Source organism: Flagellimonas halotolerans, from assembly GCF_035818535.1.
Taxonomy (GTDB): domain Bacteria; phylum Bacteroidota; class Bacteroidia; order Flavobacteriales; family Flavobacteriaceae; genus Flagellimonas; species Flagellimonas halotolerans.
In genome coordinates this window covers 52,100-74,462 of the sequence record NZ_JAYKYV010000004.1, presented here as the reverse complement: position 1 = coordinate 74,462, position 22,363 = coordinate 52,100, and the positions used below count along the sequence as shown (strand labels likewise).

The window sequence follows — 22,363 nt, the reverse complement described above, 5'->3', positions numbered from 1 at the left end:
GCCTAGTTGCAATCACCTAATTTTTCCAGAGCATCTTTGGCCAAGGTTTCAACCCTTTGGTAATATTCCTTTTTATGTTGCGATAGATTGGTCTTCAGCAAGTTCAAACGGGATTCTTCATAAATATTGGTAATAAATCTGTCAGCTTCTTCACAGTCCACATCAGAAACCACTTTATCCAAGGAAGACTCAAACCTCAATAAAGAGCCGTGCACCTGTTTTTTTACAGCAGAACCATGTGTCAACACCATCCCGCTCTCAAAGCCCAGAACTTCCTTGGTGTTCAGTACCAGCACATTGCTCCCGTAATCACTGGAGGTCTGTTGCCCGAATTCCTGTAATACATTAATGCCGATTATAGCGCTCTCCAAAGCTTGCTGCAATGCCACTTTGGATTTTGGTAAAACACTGGCTTTTGTAGCCGTTTTTAAATGGGAAAGTGTAATTTCCAAACTTTCAATGGCATCCTCGCAGCCACAATCCAAAAAATTGCCCCTCGTTTTTTCAATACCGTTCAACGCTTTGTAGGCGTGGTACTTGGTCATATTTAAATTATCGGCCACCATAGCCTCTTGGATTTTACTTTTGATATACTCTAAATTGGTGCTTGCATATTGGCAGGCATTTGCTGGAGTAGTGAACGAAGCCATGAGCCAAAGGCCGAGAAGACCAATAGCAAAGACTATAAGTAGGATAATCTTTCTGATTTTCATAACGATTTACAGATTTGGGACGCTGCGTCGTTGATAATCATAAAGTTACGAATTTCATCGTCCAGAGGAGAAAATAGATCGATTAAAGAACCAACTTTGGGTACAAGTGGTCAAAGTACCGATGAACTACACTTTTAATAAGTAGGTTGAAGGAGTAACCAAAAAGAATTATATTCATTCCTATGAAAGAAATCAAAACAGAAGACTACAAGGTAGTTGATTCGGTAAAGCTATCTGAAAAAGATACCTACGAGGATTTTGGAGCATCCAAAAAGGAACTCAAAAAAGAATTGAAGGATATCCGAAAGGACCTTGGCGATTTTCAAGATACGCTCTACGCCCACGCAAAGTATGGAGTGCTGGTCTGTTTACAAGGAATGGACACCGCGGGCAAGGACAGTTTGATCAGGGAAGTTTTTAAGGATTTTAATGTAAGGGGCGTGGTGGTGCATAGTTTTAAGGTGCCGTCTACTAAAGAGAAAAAACACGATTACCTCTGGCGACACTACATTGCGCTTCCCGAAAGAGGAAAATTTTCTGTCTTTAACCGTACACACTACGAAAATGTATTGGTGACCAAGGTCCACCCAGAATATATTTTGGGCGAGAACCTGCCAAAAGCGGAAGCTGTGGACGATATTGATTATGATTTCTGGGAAAGACGCTACAGGCAAATCAATAATTTTGAAAAACATGTTGCCGATAATGGCACCATAATCTTCAAGTTTTTCCTGCATCTTTCCAAAGAAGAACAGCGGCAGCGCTTATTGCGCAGAATCCGCTTAAAACGAAAGAATTGGAAGTTTACCCCGGGCGATCTGGAGGAAAGAAAACTTTGGGACAATTACCAAAAGTGTTATGAAGAGGCCCTGAACAGGACTTCCAAGGAACATGCCCCATGGTACGTAATTCCTGCCGATAACAAAAAAGCAGCTAGGGTAATTGTGGCCTCCATTATGATGGAAGCGTTAAAAAAGTACAAAGATATCGAAGAACCCGAGCTGGACGATGAAATAAAAGCTAATTTAGAAACCTTTAAACAAGAACTGGAAAAAGAAACCACATGAGAACAGTCCTACTTTTGGCCTTTTTGTTGGTCAGTACCCCATTTTTTTCGCAGACCGAGGACGAAAAACAAATAAAAGCAATTTACGATGAAGCCCTTACCAATGGCAAGGCTTATGATTGGTTGAACTACCTTTCCAACCAAATTGGTGGGCGCCTTTCAGGTTCCGTACAAGCACAACAAGCCGTGGATTATACCAAGGCACAATTGGACTCACTGGGCTTGGACAAGGTTTGGTTGCAACCCGTAATGGTGCCTAAATGGGTAAGGGGAGTTCCTGAATTCGCCTACTTTGAAACCAAGCCCGGATTAACTACCAACGTGCCCATTTGTGCACTTGGAGGATCAGTGGCAACACCCGCCGGCGGCTTAAAGGCCAACATGGTTGAAGTTGAGGGGATTGAGGATTTGGAAAAGTTGGGCCGTGATAAAATAGAGGGCAAGATCGTGTTTTACAACCGTCCTATGGACCCAACACTGATCAATACCTTCTCTGCATATTCAGGCTGCGTGGACCAACGCTATTCTGGCGCGGCCGAAGCCGCAAAATATGGGGCATCGGGCGTCATTGTGCGCTCCATGAACCTTCGCTTGGATGACTATCCACATACAGGCTCCATGAGCTATGGTGATACTCCGGTGAACCAACGGATACCAGCGGCAGCCATTAGTACAAATGGAGCGGAATTGTTGAGCACTACGCTTAAATTAAATCCTGATGTCAAATTTTATTTCAAACAAAACTGTAAGCAACTGGAAGATGTGCAATCCTACAACGTAATCGGAGAAATTACGGGCAGTACCTATCCCAACGAAATTATGGTAGTGGGCGGTCACTTGGATTCTTGGGACTTGGGAGATGGTTCCCACGACGATGGAGCTGGCTGTGTACAGAGCATGGATGTGTTGAGGCTTTTAAAAGAAACGGGATATCGACCCAAACGAACCTTGCGCGTTGTCCTTTTCATGAACGAAGAAAATGGGATGCGAGGTGGCAATAAGTATGCGGAAGTCGCCCGCACCAAAAACGAACAACACATATTTGCATTGGAAAGTGATTCTGGCGGGTTTACGCCTAGAGGGTTCTCCATTGATGCTTCTCCAGAAAACGTTCAACAAATTCAAGGTTGGAAGGATCTGTTCGAACCGTACTTGGTCCATCTGTTTTACGAAGGAGGAAGTGGTGCGGATATAGGTCCGCTAAAAGAAGATGGAATAGTATTGGCGGGATTGCGACCCGATACCCAACGCTATTTTGACCATCACCATGCCGAGAACGATACTTTTGAGCACGTGAACAAGCGCGAATTGGAGTTGGGAGCAGCTACGATGGCCAGTTTGGTTTACTTGATCGACAAATATGGAACCATTCCTACCAAAAAGATAAAGGGATAAACTTCGTATATTTTGAGAATGAAAAATTAGTCAGTTCGAGTTCGTTTTCGCAACAAAGTGTAGGAACTCATATCGGGTGCACAAAATTTGCTTCAAAAGCATCTTTTGCACCCCTATTTTATCTTTTTCTCCCTCCGTAGCTTTGCTAAACAGCCTCTTAGGCTTTGTTTACTTTTCGCATTCGCTTGGGCCCGTACCAGAGCCAAAATCCAGTAATGGTGAAAATCAAAAGGGAAATACCCATTACCGAAGTGTACACAAGTTTTATATAACCGTTTGTTCCGAGGTAATCATCCACAATGGAAGCATCGTGAATGTTTTCCATAAAATCTGACCTTCGTTTTCCAATGGATAAAACATTGCCATTGGCCCCATCTAGTTGTACTTCGTAAAAAGAGTCCACAAAAAGGAACTTGACCGATCCTTTTTCCTTTCGCATATCAATACGGTCTACCTTAAAAGAGGTGTTTGGTACTTCGTTGTTAATTGTATTCAGTGCTATGGTATGCAGGCTATCAACAGGCAGCCATTTTTTTAGTTCTGCTGTAGTTCCTTGTTGTGTTTTTGGGAGAATGTATCCGTTGGAGTTCTTTTTCCAGCCCAAAATGAGACCGGATACGGAAATAAAAAAGAAAAATATAAATAATAATGCTCCTGTGGTTCGGTGTACTTTTCTAAAAATGCGTAATATTTTGGCTTGCTTCTTCCTTTTGCCCATTCCTGCCAGTTAAAACTCTAAAGATCATTAAAATTTATGAAAGTATGATACTTGCCAATACCCGAACTGAAAAGATAAGCTCGCATTTAACATAAATTTTGGAATATGAAGGAGGATTGATCGATCGGCCAATCAAAAACAGATGAATTGCTTGTAAAAGGAGTACTTAATACGCCAATGGCCAATTTTTCCCAAACAGGAGGGAGGCGAATCACAATTGCTGTGATTGCAATAAGCTTTTTGTTAAAGGATTAGATTTTTCTGCTAACCAAATCAATGGAAAAGCCCAAGTCCAATAACCCTGCGCCAGCATTCAAGAAATCGAACAAAGACCAATTGACTTCGGATGAGGACTGCATGGCTATAAATAGTATTTAAAACAATACTGAAACAGATGATAGAATTACAAGCTATCTTTTACTAATGGTTATAGATGCATGTATTTATACGGTTAAATCATACTCTAATTAACTTATTTTTAAATGTTTAGGTGTAAAGTTAACGAATGCTTCATGAATCCCTAGTTTTTCACGGTTTTGTAGAGCTTAGGGCCTTTTATTCCTTTTTTCAAAAACATTTCCTTGTTGATTTCAAAATGCATTTCGGACATTTGGTTAAGGTATTCCTCTAGTGGCTTAAGACCAATAGCTTCTCTTCTTTGATTTACATTGAGACTATCCTCCAGAGTTTTTGGAAAAGCTTGACAAAGCTCCCAATTATAATCCACTTGTGTGCCATATATCTGGGGCCGACCTGTATTTAATCTGACCCGATCTACCAAGAGGCCATAATTGCTTGGGGAAGCATTTCCTTTATCAACTTCTACCTTCATCTGATCCAAAACCTCTTTTTGAAATCCGGGTACATGGTCGGAATGTTGTACCATCAACCAAAAATCCCTCGAACCATTTTCACCCGCCAAATCAAATCCTACAAAACCATGTTTCTCAAAAATTTGGCTCAATCTTTTTTGATGGGTAGTAAAAACACTATCCTTGAAAGCGTTCCATGCTTCGGAGGACAATTCTTTGTATTTCCCTTGAGGTATGTAAGCAGCAATTTGGTCAACTTCGACCATCCGTTCCAGTTCGTCGGCCAAGGCTTGATTAAAAACAACCTTTCCTTTTTCTACTTCTTTGGAGTCTTTGCCTTTGCATCCCATTAAAAGGACACTAAGGATGAATACTTTGTACATTAGGTTCATTTTGATTGATGCTTGTGAGAAAGTTAGGTTAAAATATTAGAATGGTCAATAACTATCCAGAACTATTGAGGAACCATGATTGATTTGGAAAGTCTGAACGTTTTCTGGTCAGTGGAGGCCTTCCTTTCAAATGATTGTCGATCACATAATATTCGTACTCCGATATTCGCTTCGCTTTTATTTCTTTTTCTATGAGTTCTCGAGCTTGTTTCCAATACTTTTTTGGGGCATGACGGAATATTATAGCTGTCCGAAACTTTTGATCACACCCCAAGCTTCTTCTTGTAACCCAACCATTTTCTTTTACAATTTTGATTAGCTCTTCGGTATTGGCAGCATCAATTTTTTCTTGCTTCTTTGCCAATGATTTATTTTCTGCCATTTTGGGCTTTATGTGATGGGACAATAATTTGAAAGATAAACGCTTGATTTTACCTTGTTCATGTTCAGGCAGAAGATCAAAAGTCTGTTGGGTATAATCTTTGGCTTTAATGAGTGAGTCTAAAACCAATGGGTATACGTCTTTGATGTTTTGGTCGCTGCCTCTGTACTTTTGGTCAGCAATTGCCATTTCCTGAAGCTTTTTACATAGTTCAGGATTAGTTACGTTATTATCAAACTTCGGATTTGAGATTTGAAAAAGGATTAGAGGTAATAGGATAAAGTGAAACATCATGTCAACTATTTGATCAATGAACTGCTTTAAAAAACCATTTGTCCAACTATAAACTACCTATACCCATCATTCAACCCAACACCCTCCTTGATCATAGGCAGTATTTTGGCCAACCGCCGGAGTTTGGTTTTTTCCTGTTTGGCTTCGGCGATGTATTCGCAGAACTCTTTTTGTTTATAGGGCGTAAACTTTTCAAAAGCGACCTTTAACGTAGCATTGTTGGAGAATTCGGATTGCAACAGCTCAGGAATAACAACTTTTGAAGTTCTTTCAGCCTTCACTTCCAGTCCTTTTTTCTGGTGCTCCAAGGCTTCAACCATATAGGCCAACACCATTTTTTGGTCAACTTCGTTCAAACTATGGAACTTCCAATGGCGCATGCCCTTGGTTTTGCCTTCCTGCGCATTTTCCAGTACTTTTTTGGAATCCGTTAAAAACACCCCATTAAAAAACCAAATCCCAAAATGCCCCTTGAACTTACAAATACCAAAAACATTCTTGTTGTTCCAAGTGTACACGGGAATACTCCATTTAAAATCTTCTTGGGCTTCTGTTTTTAAGGCAATTTCACGTAGAAAACCTATGCCCTCCCTGAACGGATGCTCCTTTTCGTAATAGCTCTCTAATTTTTCGGATTTTTCCACAACTATCTGATTTGAATAGCAGTAAGTTCGCAAATTTTCACGATTACCTTCACCGCTTTCTCCATACTTTCCAAAGGAACATACTCGTATTTACCATGAAAATTGTGTCCCCCGGCAAAAATATTGGGGCAGGGCAAGCCCATAAAGCTCAATTGGGAACCATCAGTTCCCCCTCGAATGGGTTTTATTATGGGCTCGATTTGGAGGGATTTCATCGCTTCTTCGGCAATCTCCACAATATGGAACATGGGTTCTACCTTTTCCCGCATGTTTTTGTATTGGTCTTCAATCGTCAGGTTGACGTACTCCCCGTATTTGTTGTTGAGTTTTTCCTTGATGTCGTTCAATAAATCTTTCCTTGCCTCAAAATGGACCGCATCGTGGTCTCGAATAATGAGTTCTATCTCCGCTTTTTCAATTTCGCCCTTTATGTTGTGCACATGAAAAAAACCTTCCCTACCCGTGGTGTGTTCGGGAGCCTCGCTAGGAGGTAGGTGGCTTAAAAAATCGTTGGCAATTCCAATGGCGTTGACCATTTTGTTTTTGGCATATCCCGGGTGCACACTTTTTCCCGTTACGGTGATTTTGGCCTTGGCCGCGTTGAAGTTTTCATATTCCAGTTCGCCCACTTGGCTACCGTCCACGGTGTAGGCCCATTCCGTCCCGAATTTTTTTACATCAAATTTGTGTGCACCGCGACCAATTTCCTCGTCTGGAGTAAAGGCAATCCGAATTTTACCGTGTTTAATCTCGGGGTGATTGATCAAGTATTCCATAGCAGTAATGATTTCCGCGATCCCCGCCTTGTCATCTGCACCCAACAAAGTGGTGCCATCCGTAGTAATCAACGTTTGACCCTCGTAGGCTTTTAGGTCTTCAAAATAATCGGGAGACAATACAATGTTTTTCAACTTGTTAAGCACAATATCCTTTCCATCATAATTCTCAATAATCTGGGGCTTTACATTTCTGCCCGAAAAATCAGGGGAAGTATCAAAATGGGAAACAAAACCAATGGTGGGCACTTTTTTTTCCAAATTGCTGGGCAACGTAGCCATAATGTAGGCGTTCTCATCAATGGAGACTTCTTGCATACCAATCTGATGCAGTTCCAATACCAATTTTTTGGCCAAGTCCCATTGCTTTTCCGTACTGGGTGTGGTTTTGGAATAGGGGTCGCTTTGCGTATCCGTGGTTACATATTCCAAAAATCGTGGTAATAATTTTTCCATGGTCAGTGTTTAATTTGTTCAAAAATAATGCTTATTCAAACGTAATTTTGCAAATCAAAGGCATTAATAAGTATCTTTCCATAACCATTAACAGCAACCTCAATTGAAAGCGGTAGTATTATTTCTTTTTTTGATTTTTTGGTTTTGCGGGTTTGCCCAAATGGATTGTATATTGGGTGTGGGCGGACGGGACAACGAAACCATAACCAAGGTTTTTGAGTTGACAGAAGAGCAACAAGAGAACTTGAGGAATTGGAGTGCCGAATTAAAAATCCGGAACGATTTTTTAAAGGATAAGGCAACATATCTGATGAAAAAGAACAAGGAAAGCCCTCCCGAGGTATTGATTACCGTTTCCAAGCAATATGCTACCATACTGGACAGCATGAAACAAAACGTGGGAATGATTGATAAAAGATTACTGAGGAGCTTCAATAATACCCAATATGAAAGGTATTTAAAATTATGTGGTCAACTAAGCTTGCGTCCTATCCACATTAATAGGTCCGTTGACGAAAATTGACCGAATTGTTAAGAACTGTTTTAAGAGTTTTTATTTTTGTCCAAAATCCATTTTGAATGTATAAAATCCTTATTCGCCCGGTACTTTTTTTGTTTGATGCAGAAACCGTGCACCACTTTTCCTTTTGGGCCATTAAGTTTTTTTCAAAACTGGGTTTAAGCCGTCTATTTAGGAGGTCCTTCACTTTGAATGACCCAAAGCTGGAGCGCGAGGTTTTTGGAGTGAGGTTTAAAAACCCTGTGGGTCTTGCGGCTGGTTTTGATAAAAATGCCAGTCTTTACAACGAGTTCTCCGATTTTGGTTTTGGTTTTGTAGAAATAGGCACGGTAACCCCAAAGCCCCAGCCCGGCAATCCAAAAAAGCGGTTGTTTCGCCTACGCGAGGATAATGCGATCATCAATCGGATGGGATTTAACAACAAAGGTGTTTTTGAGGCTGTGGAACAGTTAAGGAAGCCGCACCGCGTTATAGTTGGGGGAAATATTGGGAAGAACAAGGTAACGCCAAACAAAGATGCCATTAAGGATTACTTAATTTGCTTCGAAGCATTGTTCGAGCATGTGGACTATTTTGTGGTAAACGTGAGTTCTCCCAATACCCCGGGGCTTCGGGAGCTTCAGGATAAGGAACCTTTGACCAAATTGTTGAAAAAACTCAAAAGCCATAACAGTAAACTGGCGAAAGGTTCAAAACAGAAAGAGAAACCAATTTTACTAAAGATCGCACCGGATTTGACCGATGATCAACTGTTGGACATCATAGCGATTGTTGCGGATACCCAAATTGATGGTGTAATCGCTACGAATACCACCATAGAAAGAAAAGGATTGAAGTCGCATTTGATCTTATCCGAAGAAAAGGGCGGCCTTAGTGGAAAACCCTTGACCAAACGGAGTGCCGAGGTGATTCGTTTTTTATCTGAAAACAGCAGAAAGGCATTCCCGATTATTGGAGTGGGTGGTATACATTCACCAGAAGATGCATTGGAAAAATTGGAGGCGGGCGCCGATTTGGTGCAACTCTATACCGGTTTTATTTACGAAGGCCCCGGACTTATCAAGAAAATAAACAAGGCCATTTTGGAAAAAATAGACTAAGGTTATATGCACAGTTTGTTTTTATTTCTGGAAACCGTCAATTACCCCATACTGATCGGGTTTTTGGTGTCATCGCTCGCTTTGGCCATTTCACCGGGCCCGGATAATATTTTTGTACTTACCCAAAGCATCAGCAACGGAACAAAATCGGGATTGGCCACGGTTTTTGGATTGGTCTCTGGCTGTTTGGTGCATACAACCTTGCTTGCTTTTGGGGTTTCGGAAATCATCAAACGGAGCGATGCGTTATTTTTTGCCATCAAGCTTTTTGGTGCCTTGTATCTTTTGTACTTGGCTTATCAAGTTTACCGTAGTGATGCATCCATACTTCTGGATAAGGAAAATAAACCGACCAAAACACCCGTAAAGCTCTTTTGGACAGGTTTTACAATGAATGTGCTCAACCCCAAGGTGACCATCTTCTTTTTGGCCTTTTTCCCAGGGTTTTTGTTTAGTGAAGAACTCAATACCGTAATTCAATTCTACATTTTAGGGCTGCTTTTTATGCTTTCTGCCCTCATTGTTTTTGGCGCAATTGCAGTACTTGCGGGTAAAATTTCCAAATACCTCACAAGGCATAACAAGGCTGGACTATATTTAAAATGGGTGCAGATCGTTGTTTTTGTGGGGATTGCCATTTATCTATTTCTATCGGATAAATAAGTGCTATTTTTACGGAAGCCTATGCCAAAAGTAAAACTCATAGAATGTCCACGGGACGCCATGCAGGGTATAAAGACCTTTATCCCTACAGATGAGAAGGTGAAGTATATCCAATCCTTGTTGGGCTGTGGTTTCGACACCATCGACTTTGGAAGTTTTGTGTCGCCAAAGGCCATCCCTCAAATGCAGGATACCGCAGAGGTGTTGGCACGGTTGGATTTATCACGAACGCAAAGCAAGCTTTTGGCCATTGTGGCCAATGTTCGTGGGGCGGAAGACGCTTGCAAACACGATGCGATTGATTATTTGGGGTTCCCTTTTTCCATTTCGGAAAACTTTCAGATGCGGAACACGCACAAGACCATTGCCCAATCGGTGGAAACGCTGAAGGGAATCTTGGAATTGGCCAATGCTCACGATAAAGAAGTTGTGACCTATATTTCCATGGGATTCGGTAATCCGTACGGAGACCCTTGGAATGTGGAGATTGTAGGGGAGTGGACAGAGAAACTGGCCGAGATGGGAACCAAAATCCTCTCATTGTCGGATACCATCGGAAGTTCTACTCCAGAGGTGATTGATTATCTGTTCTCCAACCTGATTCCAAAATATCCCGAGATTGAGTTCGGCGCCCATTTGCATACCACCCCCAGTAAATGGTATGAAAAAGTGGATGCTGCCTATAGAGCAGGTTGCAGACGTTTTGATGGTGCCGTACAGGGATTTGGCGGGTGTCCCATGGCCAAGGACGAGCTTACAGGCAACATGCCGACCGAAAAAATGCTTTCCTATTTTACTACGAACAAAGCCGATACCGGAGTAAATGGGATGGTTTTTGAAGCAGCATTCAATAAGGCAACTGAGCTTTTTTCCGTATACCATTAGCTTTTATGGAACAATGCTTAATCCAAATGTTAAAACAAAATCCATTTAAATTAAGTCTAATTAAATTTGGAGCAATGTTTTTTGGACAATATATTTGCCGGGTATATTATTTGAATTTAATCTAAATAAACAGCCAAAATGTTACTAAGGAGAATTTTTTTATTGAGTTTGCCTATTGCCTTGATCACTTCATGTTCCAACGATGATTCCGAGGATGTAGATTCAATAATTACCATCGATAATCCAACCACCTATGTTTTTGAAAGAAATGGAGAGAGTTCAGTGAGTTTTGGAGGTCAGACGACACGAATTTTGATGGCCGAAGAAATTATAGGTAAACTAAAGGATGATACCGCAACTGCCGATGCCCTAAAGGCCATGTTTGCCCATGAAGAAGGTGCCAGTGACTTTGCTGATGCGGATTTGAACGCTTCAGACAAAAATCTTAGGGGCAAAACCGCAGCGTCTTTCGATTTCTTTTCCACCAATGCCACCGATCAAGCACTCGTCAGGGCCGATTTTGAAAACTGGATACAAACTCAAGTGGATGAAGTGTTCCCTAATTGGAATACTGCCGCAGCAGCCGGAACCGCCGGCCAAATTGCCGATGGTTCTTCGACCAGGTATGTTACGGGCAAAGGATTGGAAATGAACCAGGTCTTTAGCAAATCATTGATTGGAGCATTGATGGTCGATCAGATTTTGAACAATTATATCAGTTCAGACTTTATAGATGGCGGTACCCAAAGAACGGACAATGATGAAGGTGTTTTGGCCGAAGGAAAGAACTATACGGCCATGGAGCACGATTGGGACGAAGCTTATGGATATGCCTTTGGAACCGCGCAGGACTTGGCAGACCCAAGGTCCACGATCGGGGAAGACGACAGCTTTTTGAACAAGTATATTGGTCGAGTTGAAGGGGATAGTGATTTTGTGGGGATCAATGACGATATCTATCAAGCCTTTAAATTGGGCCGTGCTGCCATTGTGGCCAAAGATTACACCGTAAGGGATGAACAGGCCGAAATCTTACGCGAACTAATTTCACGGATAATCGGGATTAGGGCTGTTTATTATATGCAGCAAGGAAAAAATGCAATAAATCAAACAACGCCAGATTATGGCGGTGCGTTCCATGATTTGTCAGAAGGGTATGGTTTTGTGTACAGCCTACAGTTTACCCGTAAGCCCAATTCAACCGACCCTTACTTTACCAAAGCGGAAGTTGATGCTTTTCTGGCCGATTTAATGGATGATGGGGACAACGGATTGTGGGATGTGACCCCGGAAACCTTGGATGCCATTTCAACAGGCATAGCCGAAAGATTCAGCTTTACGGTGGAACAGGCGGCAAACTGAATATAGTTTGAGATTTGGGTGAAATAAGGTGGAGCCTGGTTGGATCCCACCTCTTTTACTACCTTTGGATATTGTTTAATTGGAATAAATAATAATACATTTAGATGAAAAGAAAATGGTATTTTGTTTTTGTGGTCGCGTTGGTCATTTGGGGCTGTTCTTCAGATAGTTCGGATGATCCAGGGGCGGGGAGCAACGAAGAATTGCCCGTTTCCTTTGACAGAAGGGCCATGTTGGTCAATTGGGCGGATAATATCATTGTTCCATCATACAGAGCTTTCCAATCCGAGCTCTCAGACTTAAAAACCGCTTTCGAAACATTTTCCTCCAATAAAAATATGGATAACCTTGTTTTATTTAGAGAAGCATGGGTGGAGGCTTATCTGGCTTGGCAGAGCGTATCCATGTTTGAGACAGGGCCTGCAGAAACCATCGGATACCGTTTGAATATGAACACATATCCCACGGACACCGATTTAATAAACTCGTTTATTTCTACGGGCAGCTACGACCTATCCTTGCCTGCCAATAGGGATGCAAAGGGATTTGCGGCCTTGGATTACCTATTGAACGGTCTGGAGGATACGGACGCAGGTTTGGTGATTAGATGGACAAGCGGTACGGAAGCCGATAACACCATGGATTACATAGCAGCATTGTTGGCCGATATGACCTCGCTCACGGATAGTGTGGTCGGGGAATGGGAAGGTAGCTATCGCAATACCTTTGTGGAGAACGATGGCTCTTCCGCCACAGCTTCAGTGGATCGTTATGTGAATGATTATATTTTTTATTACGAGAAGTTTCTTAGGGCCGGCAAAATGGGAATTCCCTTAGGTGTGTTTTCCGGAACCCCGGCGCCCAATACCCTAGAGGTTTTTTACAGCCCAGACCTGAGCAAAGCCATGTTCTTGGCAGGACTGGGTGCCGTTCAGGATTTTTTCAACGGAAAACATTTTGGGTCCAACACCACAGGAGAGAGCTTGGCCTCTTATTTAAATGAGTTGAATACACTGAAAAATGGGGAGGACTTGTCACAACTGGTCAATGACCAAATGGATCTTGCCCGTAGCATGGTTATGGACTTGGATAGCTTTAGGAACGAAATTGAAAATAATTCTCCCCCTACCAATATGTTGCTTGCTTATGATGAAGTGCAACGGGTAGTACCTTTTTTTAAAGTGGATATGGTATCGGCAATGAGCATTAGTATTGATTTTGTTGATGCCGATGGTGACTAGATGGCACCGAACCTGGATAAATACCTGCATAGGAATGTAGAGGCCGCCCCTTTGGCGGTCTTTCGGATTTTTTTTGGACTGATGATGCTCTGGAGCATTATTCGGTTTTGGGCCAATGGTTGGATAGAGAAATTGTATTTAGAGCCCAAATTTCATTTTTCGTACTACGGTTTTGAATGGGTAAAGCCCTTGGGAACGCCAACGTACCTTGTTTTTATCCTATGTGCCATTTCCGCAATTGGCATTGCCCTGGGATATAAATACCGGCTTTCCATTGGTCTTTTCTTTTTGTCCTTTACATACATAGAGCTAATGGACAAGACCACCTACTTAAACCATTACTACTTTATCAGTATACTGTCCTTTTTAATGATTTTTCTCCCGGCCAACGCTTATTTCTCGGTAGATGCAAAAAGGGGCCATATCAAAGCTTTCCAATATGTCCCAAAGTGGACCATTGATGGTATAAAACTTCTGTTGGGGATTGTGTATTGCTACGCAGGATTGGCAAAACTCAACTCGGATTGGTTGATAAAGGCCATGCCCTTGAAAATTTGGTTGCCCTCCAAGTTCTACATACCCTTGATCGGAGATTTAATGACAAAGGAATGGGTGCACTATACCCTTAGCTGGGGAGGTGCCCTATACGATTTGACCATACCATTTCTGCTCCTATGGAACAAGACCCGTTATTTGGGCTTCTTTTTAGTGGTATTTTTTCATGTGCTGACCCGTGTTTTGTTTCCAATAGGCATGTTTCCCTACATCATGATCTTGTCCGCTCTCATTTTTTTTGATGCCAAACTGCACCACAGGATCCTGGCCTACATTTCAAAAATAGTGGGAGTTGCAAAAAGTCAATTTGACAATGGAAAGGTGTCGCCCTACAAAGAAGGGGCCTTTGGAAAACTAAAATATGGCCTGGTTGCCCTGTTTTTTGCAATACAGCTACTTTTTCCATGGCGATACCAATGGTATCCCGGAGAATTGTTTTGGACCGAGGAAGGCTATCGGTTTTCTTGGCGGGTCATGTTAATGGAAAAATCCGGTTATGCCCAGTTTAAAATTGTGGACAAGGTGACCAAAAAATGGTTCTATGTGGACAACAAGGACTTTTTAACCCCTTTTCAAGAAAAACAAATGGCTTTTCAGCCAGACTTTATTTTGGAATATGCCCATTACCTTAAACAGCACTTTGAGAAGGACGGACATCAAAATATAGGTGTTTATGTAGAAAGCTATGTAGCACTGAACGGGCGGCTTAGCCAGCCCTTTATAGACCCCAAAGTGGATTTGGCACAGGAAAAAGATTCATTTAAACACAAAACGTGGATATTACCATTTAAGGATGAGATCAAAGGAATTTAGAAGCACCGCTTTTCTTTTACTATTTTCAATATTGGCCTGGGGACAGGTTGATCTTTCAGGTAATGTGACAGATGCCGAAAACCGCCCCGTGGCAGGGGCAGAAGTGTACATAACCCAATTGCAAAGGCTGGCCACGACCTCTGAAAATGGTGATTTTCAATTTCACAATGTCCCTACCGGAACGTACAAACTGGTTGCCTTTGCCTTTGGCATGCATGTCTACGAGCAGTCCTTGGAGATAAAAAAGGACACTTTCCTACTTCTTACATTACAACCTTTGGGGGAGCAACTGTCGGAGGTAGTGCTGACCGAACAAAGGGAGAAAGTTTTTGGACTTCAGAAACTTGATAAAGTTGAGGGAACGGCCATTTATTCAGGCAAAAAGAGTGAAGTGGTCCTGATTGAAAACCTGACTGGAAACCTTGCCGCCAACAATCCCCGCCAAATCTACGGGCAGGTAGTTGGACTGAATATTTATGAAAATGGGGATGCCGGCCTGCAGTTGAACATTGGAGGTAGGGGATTGGATCCCAACAGAACCGCAAATTTCAATGTTAGGCAGAATGGTTATGACATCAGTGCAGACGCTTTGGGATATCCCGAAAGCTATTATACTCCTCCGGCCGAAGCCCTGAGTGAAATCCAGGTGGTCAGGGGAGCGGCCTCATTGCAGTATGGTCCTCAGTTTGGGGGGTTGGTCAACTTTAAGTTCAAGAAGCCCAACCCATTTAAAAAGTTAGAACTGGTATCAAGACAAACAGTGGGCTCGTACGACCTGTTCACTAGTTTCAACAGCCTAAGTGGAACTATAGGTGACTTTAGCTACTACACGTATTTTAATTACAAGCAAGGAAATGGGTTTCGCCCCAACACCAACTTTAATAGTAGAAATTTTCACGGCCACTTTGGGTATCAAATTTCCGAGAGGACCAAGTTGACCCTGGAGACCACATTTTTTAACTATCTGGCCAAGCAACCGGGCGGGTTGACCGATGCACAATTCTTGGAAGACCCATCATTCAGCAATAGAAATAGAAACTGGTTCAATGTGGATTGGAAGCTTTTTTCTTTGCGGTTGGACCATCAGCTTTCAGCAAAAACAGATTTTAGCCTAAATCTTTTCACCCTGGATGCCACCAGGAACGCGTTGGGATTTAGGACCAATCGTGTTTCACAACCAGATGACCCCAATGAGCCCAGGGAGTTGTTGCAGGACAATTTTCAAAACTGGGGGGGAGAAGGCCGGTTGCTGACCCGTTACCAAATAGCTGAAAGAAACCAGGTGCTTTTGCTCGGGGCCAAATACTATCAATCATCCAACGATCAAAGGCAGGGGCCGGGAAGTACATCCGATGCTCCGGAGTTTGCTTTTGCCGATGATGAGTTTCCCAATTACGAGAGACAGTCCCAATTTGAGTTTCCCAATCTAAATCTGGCGGTATTTGGCGAGAATATTTTCACAATTTCAGATAAGTTCTCCATAACCCCCGGTTTTCGCTTTGAGTACATAAAAACGGAAGGGAAGGGAAGTTATAGAAATATTGTTCTGGACTTGGCAGGAAACCCCCTTCTCAATGAAGAGGTTCCCGATAACAGGACCTTTGAGCGGAATTTTGTATTGTTGGGCCTGGGCGCCACATACAACCTGGGCACGGAATCCGAACTTTACGCCAACTTCTCACAAAACTACAGATCAGTGACCTTCAATGATATTCGGGTGGTAAACCCCTCCTTTCAGGTAGATGAAAATATTTCTGATGAAGATGGGTTCACTGCTGATCTGGGAACTAGGGGGCATATAGGTGAGTATTTAAATTATGACCTAAGCGTCTTTGGCTTGTTGTATGATGATCGGTTGGGAGAGGTCCTTCGGAACGAAACCAGGGTAAATGCACAAGGGGAACTAGTGGAGACCGGCAGAATAGTTCGGTTTAGGGGAAATATAGGGACTGCCTTTATGTATGGTCTCGAGAGTTTTGCAGATGTTAATCTAAAAGAACTTTTCTTTAGGGGAAACGACAAACTAAGACTGAACTACTTTGTTAATTTGGCCCTTACAGATTCAGAATATCTTTCTTCCGATGAAAATAATGTAGAGGGCAACCAAGTGGAATTCATACCCAAGATCAATCTAAAGACCGGGGTGAGTTTTGGTTATGGCAACCTTTTGGGGAGCTTGCAATACACCTATTTGTCAGAACAATACACAGATGCCACCAATGCGCCCCAAGATGTGAACGATAACCAAAGGGGGATCGAGGGTACAATACCGGCTTACGACATCTTGGACCTGTCCCTGTCCTATACCTATAAAAGATTCAAATTGGAGGCAGGAATAAACAATGTACTGGATAATTCATATTTTACACGTAGGGCTACAGGATACCCTGGACCGGGAATCATTCCTGCTGAACCCAGAACCGTTTATACCACCTTGCAATTTAAACTATAAGAACTGCCCAAATATCAGAAGCAATGGCGAATGGTTTGCTGACTACCTTTCCCAAAGAGCTTGGGCTTTTTATCGCGGTTTTTATAATTGTCCTACCGATAGGATATTTTACAGGATGACTTTTTGTTCAAGGAGCAGCATCGGCCACTCCCACTGGAATCTGGGAAAATTACTTGGGCAAGGAAGATAGTGAAGGAGCAGAAGTGATGAAGTTTAAAAAAGGGGAAGGTGAAATGCTTACCGTAATTCATACCCATGTACTTTCCATTTCATCTATTTTTTTTTTGCTGGGAGGTCCGGTTTGGGTATGTAGTGGTGCTTTCCGGAATTTAATGACGATTACCTATGAGGGGCCGGCAGGCCAGGTACTGAGGCAATGTATTTTTCCCAACAGATTACTGCAGGTACGATAAGTTAGTTCTCTATAAATTGATAGTCAATTTCATCATGCGTTAAAAGCTTCACCTTTTGTTTTTCGAAACGAAGCAGGCTCAATATTTCACTTACTTCTTCTTTGTTCACCAAAATAATGAAGTGCTTTTTCCCCACTGAAATAGGTATTTTACGTTGGTGGCCCCAATTTTTCAGGTGGTTCTCCCAATAAGGTATATCCAGTTGCTCTATGTACTCCTTCAAAGCTTCCAGTTCCCACTCGTAGAGTTCAAAACAGAGATTGTTATATATCAATTGGAATAATTTGCTGCGGTTGCAAAAAGTAAGCACCCCATTTTTGGATCGGTTCATTACATTTAAATAGTTGCACATAAAAAAGAATTGAGTCATAAAGATAATAATTATATAGAATCATTCTAAATAATTGAAATGAATTTCCGAATAAGTGGGAAAATGTAATATCGGCACAACGAGGTAATCAAATAAATTAGTGGTATATTTGCACGCAATTAATCCGTAATTGCAATGGAAGCTCACCAAAACAAAATTGTTGGAGAAGGACTTACTTATGACGACGTTCTTCTTGTGCCGGCATACTCCGAAGTACTTCCCAGAGAAGTAAACATTCAATCAAAATTTACCAAGAACATTACCATAAATGTGCCCATTGTTTCCGCGGCCATGGATACGGTAACCGAATCGCGTATGGCAATTGCCATGGCAAGGGAGGGTGGCATTGGTGTTCTTCACAAGAACATGACGATTGAGCAACAGGCGATCAAGGTTAGAAAGGTAAAGCGTGCAGAAAGCGGAATGATCATGGATCCCGTTACCCTTCCTTTGGAATCTGTGGTACGTGATGCCAAGGCCAGCATGAAAGAGCATAGTATTGGTGGAATCCCGATTGTGGATGACAATAAAAGGCTTATTGGTATTGTAACCAACCGCGATCTCCGTTTTGAGAAAAATGATGATAGGCCCATAGCCGATGTAATGACTTCCGAAAATTTGGTTACAGTGGCAGAAGGTACTTCGTTGCAACAAGCTGAGGTAATCCTACAGGAAAATAAAATTGAAAAACTACCAGTGATCAACGATAAGGAGGAACTTATCGGTTTGATTACTTTTAGGGATATCACCAAACTTTCCCAAAAACCCATTGCCAATAAAGATCAATACGGACGTTTGCGCGTAGCTGCTGCCATAGGGGTGACGGCAGACGCTGTTGATAGAGCCGGGGCATTGGTAAAGGCAGGTGTGGATGCCATAATTATTGATACGGCCCACGGTCACACCAAAGGTGTGGTGAGTATTTTAAAAGAAGTGAAGAAGTCTTTTCCAGAATTGGAAGTGGTGGTAGGCAACATTGCAACCGCCGAAGCTGCCAAATATTTGGTTGAGGCAGGTGCCGATGCCGTTAAAGTGGGAATTGGACCAGGCTCCATTTGCACCACTCGTGTTGTGGCAGGTGTTGGTTTTCCACAGTTTTCCGCAGTTTTGGAGGTTTCTGCCGCATTAAAGGGAACAGGAATTCCCGTAATTGCCGATGGTGGTATCCGCTATACAGGAGATATTCCCAAGGCATTGGCAGCCGGAGCCGATACAGTGATGTTGGGCTCTTTGTTGGCCGGTACCAAAGAATCTCCGGGAGAAACCATTATTTACGAAGGGCGTAAATTTAAATCGTACCGTGGAATGGGCTCTGTGGAGGCTATGAAAAAAGGTAGTAAGGACCGCTATTTCCAAGATGTTGAGGACGATATCAAGAAATTGGTCCCCGAGGGCATCGTTGGCCGAGTGCCGTACAAAGGTGAACTGGAGGAAAGCATGCACCAATTTATTGGAGGTCTAAGAGCAGGTATGGGCTATTGCGGAGCAGGCGATATTGAAACTTTAAAAAACAATGCCCGTTTTGTAAAGATTACATCAAGCGGTATCCACGAAAGTCACCCGCACAATGTGACCATTACCAAAGAAAGCCCGAATTATAGTAGGTAAATTATAAAATAAAGTTAAGCCCGCAGGGGAGAATTTACTTCCCTGCGTAGGTTTGCCAATCCTTATCCTTGTAAATATTGTCGCCGAAGTACTTGGCAATCTGCATAAAAGGCTCTACCTGCTGATATCCAGGAACAGGGGAAAGCATATTCAATTGTTCGTCCAAGAAAACTACGGTAGGGTAACTCATCTTACCCTGTAATAGCGCAGCTGCCAATTCATGGTAACCCCTTCTGCCAGACGGAACAAACTTGAATGTCTTGCCTTGGTACTCAATAGGGTCCTTGCCCTCAGCATCCATCTTTACCATGTAGAAATTCTCCTGCATGTATTTGGATACCTCGGGATGTTGAAACGTGTTTTTATCCATTTTTTTGCACCATCCGCACCAATCTGTATAAACATCCACAAAGATTTTTTTGGGTTGGGCATCAGTTTTGGAAAGTTGTACGGCTTCCTCCCAAGAAATCCATTGAATATCTTGAGCTTGGGCGTTAAAGCCTATAAACACTATAAAAAGTAAGCTGATTTGGGTGTAAATTGAGCGCATAGTCTTGGTTTTTGACGTAATTGTCGTCATATCAATACAAAACTAACGAAAATTGTGCCAAAAAAGTATTCGTTTTAACAGTCTGATAGGGCTTTGCTGTTATTTTACGGTCTGTTTCTTAGGTGATTCGAAAAGCCCTTTTACATCTACCTGGTTGTGCAGGATGTCATCAAAGGTTTCCCTTTTTCTTATTAAATGGGCTTTTCCTTGGTACCAAAGCACTTCGGCCGGTCTGTATCTGGAATTATAGTTGCTGGCCATGGTAAAGCAATAGGCACCGGCATTTTGAAAGCACAATATGTCACCTTCGGATATTTCGTTGATTCTACGGTTGCTTCCAAATGTGTCCGTTTCGCAGATGTACCCAACAACGGAGTAATAGCGTTCCTTGCCTTTTGGATTGGATATATTGATGATTTGATGGTTGGAACCATACAACATAGGTCTGATAAGGTGATTGAAGCCCGAGTCCACACTTGCAAAAACCGTGGAAGTGGTTTGTTTCACTACATTGACCTTTGCCAAAAAGTGACCCGCTTCGCTCACTAAAAATTTACCGGGCTCAAAGGCGAGGGTAAGTTCTTTGCCGTATTCCTTACAGAATTCGTTGAATCTTGTGGTGAGTTTTTTGCCCAATTCATCTACATTGGTCTGGATATCGCCCTCTTTGTAAGGTACCTTAAACCCGCTACCGAAATCTATAAACTCTAGATCCTTGAAGTTTTTTGCGGTTTCAAAAAGAATTTCGGACGCATAAAGAAACACATCAATATCCAAAATATCGCTACCGGTGTGCATGTGGATTCCGTTGATGTTCATATTGGTCAACTCCACAATACGCAACAAATGTGGTATTTGGTGAATGCTGATCCCGAATTTTGAATCGATATGTCCAACGGATATTTTGGAATTGCCTCCCGCCATTACATGAGGGTTAATCCGAATACAAACGGGGATATCGGGATGCTTGCTTCCAAATTGTTCCAAAATGGAGAGATTGTCTATGTTAACTTGAATGCCAAGGGCAGCAGCTTCCTCAATCTCTTCCAAGGAAACGCCGTTGGGGGTAAAAATGATGGATTCCGGCTTGAAGCCCGCCAAAAGCCCTAGTTTAACTTCTTGGATGGATACCGTATCCAAACCGCTCCCCAAGCTGTTCAACAATCTTAAGATACTAAGATTGGACAAAGCTTTGGCCGCATAGTTCAATTTAAGATTGGGTACCCCTTTAAAGGCATTGGTGAGCTTTTTATATTGTGAGGTGATCTTATCGGCATCATAAACATAAAGAGGTGCGCCAAACTGCTCGGTAAGCTGAAGTAAGTCCTTAGAATTCATGTAAAACGGAATTTTAAACAAAACTATATGTTGTTACTTATACACGCAAGAAATAAAACATTTTTATCAAAATATAACAAGTTGTTTTATTTGAAACAACAGTGGGGTCTCTTGAAGTTGTGGTTTTAGGTTTTGATATGTATTTTTAAATAAATTGTGAAAATGAAGCTACCCTTTTTTCCATTACAATCCGTATTTTATCCAGGCGAAACCGTACCGCTGCATATTTTTGAAGACCGTTACAAACAGTTGATCTCCGATTGCAGAAAGGAAGCTTTGACCTTTGGTGTCCCGGTTTTTATTAACAATGCAATTTCATACGGGACCGAGGTACAATTGGTGGAAGTGGTGAATACCTACGAATCTGGAGAAATGGACGTGGTTTGTGTGGCACGCCAAGTATTTAAAGTATTGAGCTTTGAAAAACAGATGGAAGGCAAGTTGTATGCTGGAGGAGAAGTTGAATTCTTGGAAATGGAAAACGATGCCGATGAAAGTTTAAGGGAAGAAGTGCTTCAAAAAGTGGAGGCCCTATACGATATCATGGATGTCCCGTTCACGAAAACAACCCCCAAACAGTTCAACAGCTATTCATTGGCGCACAAAATGGGGCTTTCCTTTGAACAGGAATATGAATTGTTGCTCTTGAGGAAGGAAACTGATCGTTTGAATTTTATAAAAAAGCATTTAGAAGCCACCACAAATATTTTAAACGAGGTAAACCGAACCAAGGAAGTCATCGAAATGAACGGACATTTCAAAAATTTCGACCCTTTGGACTTTCAAGATTTCAAGTTGTAAGCTTTCCAAAGCAGAAAGTGGTTATTTATTCTGTCAATTACGAA

The 22,363-nt window shown here is 42.1% G+C and carries 21 protein-coding genes and 1 pseudogene; 13 read left to right on the top strand and 9 right to left on the bottom strand.

The annotated features are described in order from the left end of the window. Positions 1–2: 2 nt before the first annotated feature. On the bottom strand, positions 3–713 hold the full coding sequence (locus VM932_RS06335) for a hypothetical protein (protein ID WP_326277901.1): 711 nt from the start codon (positions 711–713) through the stop codon (positions 3–5). Between the two features lie 182 nt (positions 714–895). Here VM932_RS06335 and VM932_RS06330 point away from each other — a divergent pair, with 182 nt between their 5' ends. Continuing rightward, positions 896–1,780, top strand: a complete 885-nt coding sequence (locus VM932_RS06330) for a PPK2 family polyphosphate kinase (protein WP_326277899.1) — start codon at positions 896–898, stop codon at positions 1,778–1,780. Further along, positions 1,777–3,174 (top strand): M20/M25/M40 family metallo-hydrolase, encoded by a 1,398-nt coding sequence (locus tag VM932_RS06325; protein ID WP_326277897.1) that lies wholly within the window; start codon positions 1,777–1,779, stop codon positions 3,172–3,174. Before VM932_RS06330 ends, VM932_RS06325 begins: the two co-directional genes overlap by 4 nt. Before the next feature lie 157 nt (positions 3,175–3,331). Here the strand turns inward: VM932_RS06325 and VM932_RS06320 are convergent, their stop codons facing one another. The 5 genes from VM932_RS06320 to pepT all read right to left on the bottom strand — a co-directional run bounded on the left by VM932_RS06320 (position 3,332) and on the right by pepT (position 7,648). Beyond that, positions 3,332–3,892, bottom strand: a complete 561-nt coding sequence (locus VM932_RS06320; RefSeq protein WP_326277895.1) for a PepSY domain-containing protein — start codon at positions 3,890–3,892, stop codon at positions 3,332–3,334. 520 nt (positions 3,893–4,412) lie between these two features. Next, positions 4,413–5,087 (bottom strand): DUF6624 domain-containing protein, encoded by a 675-nt coding sequence (locus VM932_RS06315; protein ID WP_326277893.1) that lies wholly within the window; start codon positions 5,085–5,087, stop codon positions 4,413–4,415. Positions 5,088–5,148: 61 nt separating this feature from the next. Next, the gene (locus tag VM932_RS06310; protein WP_326277891.1) at positions 5,149–5,772 is read right to left on the bottom strand and encodes a hypothetical protein; all 624 of its coding nucleotides are present in this window, start codon (positions 5,770–5,772) and stop codon (positions 5,149–5,151) included. Between the two features lie 53 nt (positions 5,773–5,825). After that, positions 5,826–6,416, bottom strand: a complete 591-nt coding sequence (locus VM932_RS06305) for a YdeI/OmpD-associated family protein (protein ID WP_326277889.1) — start codon at positions 6,414–6,416, stop codon at positions 5,826–5,828. Between the two features lie 2 nt (positions 6,417–6,418). Further along, positions 6,419–7,648: a peptidase T gene (gene pepT, locus VM932_RS06300; protein WP_326277887.1), complete on the bottom strand. Its 1,230-nt coding sequence runs from the start codon at positions 7,646–7,648 to the stop codon at positions 6,419–6,421. A 103-nt stretch (positions 7,649–7,751) separates the two neighbouring features. On the opposite strand from pepT, the gene VM932_RS06295 reads away from it, so the two are divergent. From VM932_RS06295 to VM932_RS06255, 9 genes and pseudogenes are all read left to right on the top strand, one after another. Further along, positions 7,752–8,171 (top strand): hypothetical protein, encoded by a 420-nt coding sequence (locus VM932_RS06295; protein WP_326277885.1) that lies wholly within the window; start codon positions 7,752–7,754, stop codon positions 8,169–8,171. A gap of 56 nt (positions 8,172–8,227) precedes the next feature. Beyond that, on the top strand, positions 8,228–9,268 hold the full coding sequence (locus tag VM932_RS06290) for a quinone-dependent dihydroorotate dehydrogenase (RefSeq protein WP_326277882.1): 1,041 nt from the start codon (positions 8,228–8,230) through the stop codon (positions 9,266–9,268). 6 nt (positions 9,269–9,274) lie between these two features. Then, positions 9,275–9,931, top strand: a complete 657-nt coding sequence (locus VM932_RS06285; RefSeq protein WP_326277880.1) for a LysE family translocator — start codon at positions 9,275–9,277, stop codon at positions 9,929–9,931. 21 nt (positions 9,932–9,952) lie between these two features. Next, positions 9,953–10,816: a hydroxymethylglutaryl-CoA lyase gene (locus tag VM932_RS06280; protein WP_326277879.1), complete on the top strand. Its 864-nt coding sequence runs from the start codon at positions 9,953–9,955 to the stop codon at positions 10,814–10,816. A gap of 138 nt (positions 10,817–10,954) precedes the next feature. Beyond that, positions 10,955–12,178, top strand: a complete 1,224-nt coding sequence (locus tag VM932_RS06275) for a DUF4856 domain-containing protein (RefSeq protein ID WP_326277877.1) — start codon at positions 10,955–10,957, stop codon at positions 12,176–12,178. A gap of 104 nt (positions 12,179–12,282) precedes the next feature. After that, positions 12,283–13,419, top strand: a complete 1,137-nt coding sequence (locus VM932_RS06270; protein WP_326277875.1) for an imelysin family protein — start codon at positions 12,283–12,285, stop codon at positions 13,417–13,419. After that, complete coding sequence (locus tag VM932_RS06265) at positions 13,420–14,787, top strand: HTTM domain-containing protein (RefSeq protein ID WP_326277873.1); 1,368 nt, start codon at positions 13,420–13,422, stop codon at positions 14,785–14,787. It abuts the gene before it with no gap. Further along, positions 14,768–17,239: a TonB-dependent receptor domain-containing protein gene (locus VM932_RS06260; RefSeq protein ID WP_326277872.1), complete on the top strand. Its 2,472-nt coding sequence runs from the start codon at positions 14,768–14,770 to the stop codon at positions 17,237–17,239. Before VM932_RS06265 ends, VM932_RS06260 begins: the two co-directional genes overlap by 20 nt. Positions 17,240–17,394: 155 nt before the next feature. Beyond that, positions 17,395–17,652, top strand: a pseudogene (locus VM932_RS06255) (hypothetical protein); the annotation flags it as partial. A gap of 1 nt (position 17,653) precedes the next feature. Here the strand turns inward: VM932_RS06255 and VM932_RS06250 are convergent. Beyond that, positions 17,654–18,004 carry a DUF6686 family protein gene (locus tag VM932_RS06250; RefSeq protein ID WP_326277869.1) on the bottom strand — a complete coding sequence of 117 codons (351 nt, stop codon included), beginning with the start codon at positions 18,002–18,004 and terminating at the stop codon, positions 17,654–17,656. A 153-nt stretch (positions 18,005–18,157) separates the two neighbouring features. Between VM932_RS06250 and guaB the strand changes: the two genes are divergently transcribed. After that, positions 18,158–19,630 (top strand): IMP dehydrogenase, encoded by a 1,473-nt coding sequence (guaB, locus tag VM932_RS06245; RefSeq protein ID WP_014031696.1) that lies wholly within the window; start codon positions 18,158–18,160, stop codon positions 19,628–19,630. A gap of 34 nt (positions 19,631–19,664) precedes the next feature. On the opposite strand, the gene VM932_RS06240 is transcribed toward guaB, so the two are convergent. Together VM932_RS06240 and lysA are read right to left on the bottom strand one after the other, a co-directional pair. Further along, positions 19,665–20,180 carry a thioredoxin family protein gene (locus tag VM932_RS06240; protein WP_326277866.1) on the bottom strand — a complete coding sequence of 172 codons (516 nt, stop codon included), beginning with the start codon at positions 20,178–20,180 and terminating at the stop codon, positions 19,665–19,667. Between the two features lie 99 nt (positions 20,181–20,279). Further along, on the bottom strand, positions 20,280–21,518 hold the full coding sequence (gene lysA / locus VM932_RS06235; protein WP_293168346.1) for a diaminopimelate decarboxylase: 1,239 nt from the start codon (positions 21,516–21,518) through the stop codon (positions 20,280–20,282). A gap of 162 nt (positions 21,519–21,680) precedes the next feature. Here lysA and VM932_RS06230 point away from each other — a divergent pair, with 162 nt between their 5' ends. Beyond that, positions 21,681–22,319, top strand: coding sequence for an LON peptidase substrate-binding domain-containing protein (locus VM932_RS06230; protein ID WP_326277863.1), 639 nt, complete (start codon positions 21,681–21,683; stop codon positions 22,317–22,319). Positions 22,320–22,363: the final 44 nt, after the last annotated feature.